1 protein-coding gene is annotated in these 1,064 nt (G+C 66.0%); it reads left to right on the top strand.

The features are described from left to right. On the top strand, positions 1-1,064 hold a 1,064-nt coding region (locus tag ABZS61_RS34885), incomplete at both ends, for a DHA2 family efflux MFS transporter permease subunit (protein ID WP_356430572.1).

Below are 1,064 nucleotides of genomic sequence, written 5' to 3'. Positions count from 1 at the left end.
CCGCTGTCGCAGACGATCCTGATGCGCAGCTACCCGCCCGCGAAGCGCGGGCTCGCGCTCGGGCTATGGGCGATGACGGTGATCGTCGCGCCGATCTTCGGCCCGTTGCTGGGCGGCTGGATCAGCGACAACTACACGTGGCCGTGGATCTTCTACATCAACCTGCCGATCGGCATCTTCTCGGCGACCTGCGCGTACTTCCTGCTGCGCGGCCGCGAGACGAAGACGTCGAAGCAGCGGATCGACGCGATCGGCCTCGCGCTGCTCGTGATCGGCGTGTCATGCCTGCAGATGATGCTCGACCTCGGCAAGGACCGCGACTGGTTCAACTCGACGTTCATCGTCGCGCTCGCGCTGATCGCGGTCGTGTCGCTCGCGTTCATGCTCGTGTGGGAGGCGACCGAGAAGGAGCCGGTGGTCGACCTGTCGCTGTTCAAGGACCGCAACTTCGCGCTCGGCGCGATGATCATCTCGTTCGGCTTCATGGCGTTCTTCGGCTCGGTCGTGATCTTCCCGCTGTGGCTGCAGACGGTGATGGGCTACACGGCGGGCAAGGCCGGCCTCGCGACCGCGCCGGTCGGGCTGCTCGCGCTCGTGCTGTCGCCGCTGATCGGCCGCAACATGCACCGGCTCGACCTGCGGATGGTCGCGAGCTTCGCGTTCATCGTGTTTGCCGGCGTGTCGATCTGGAACTCGACGTTTACGCTCGACGTGCCGTTCAACCACGTGATCCTGCCGCGGCTCGTGCAGGGGATCGGCGTCGCATGCTTCTTCGTGCCGATGACGACGATCACGCTGTCGAGCATCTCCGACGACCGGCTTGCGAGCGCGTCGGGGCTGTCGAACTTCCTGCGCACGCTGTCCGGCGCGATCGGCACCGCGGCGAGCTCGACGTTCTGGGAGAACGACGCGATCTACCATCACGCGCGGCTCTCGGAATCGGTGAGCGTGTATGCGCAGAGCACGACCGACTACCAGGGCGCGCTGTCGCAGCTCGGGATCGTCGGCCAGACGGCCAATGCGCAGCTCAACCAGCTCGTCACGCAGCAGGGCTTCATGATGGC

It is taken from the genome of Streptomyces sp. NPDC005566 (assembly GCF_040605575.1).
In the GTDB taxonomy this organism is placed as follows: domain Bacteria; phylum Actinomycetota; class Actinomycetes; order Streptomycetales; family Streptomycetaceae; genus Streptomyces.
The sequence above is the reverse complement of the archived record's forward strand: the minus strand, read 5'-3'. Positions and strand labels throughout refer to the sequence as shown.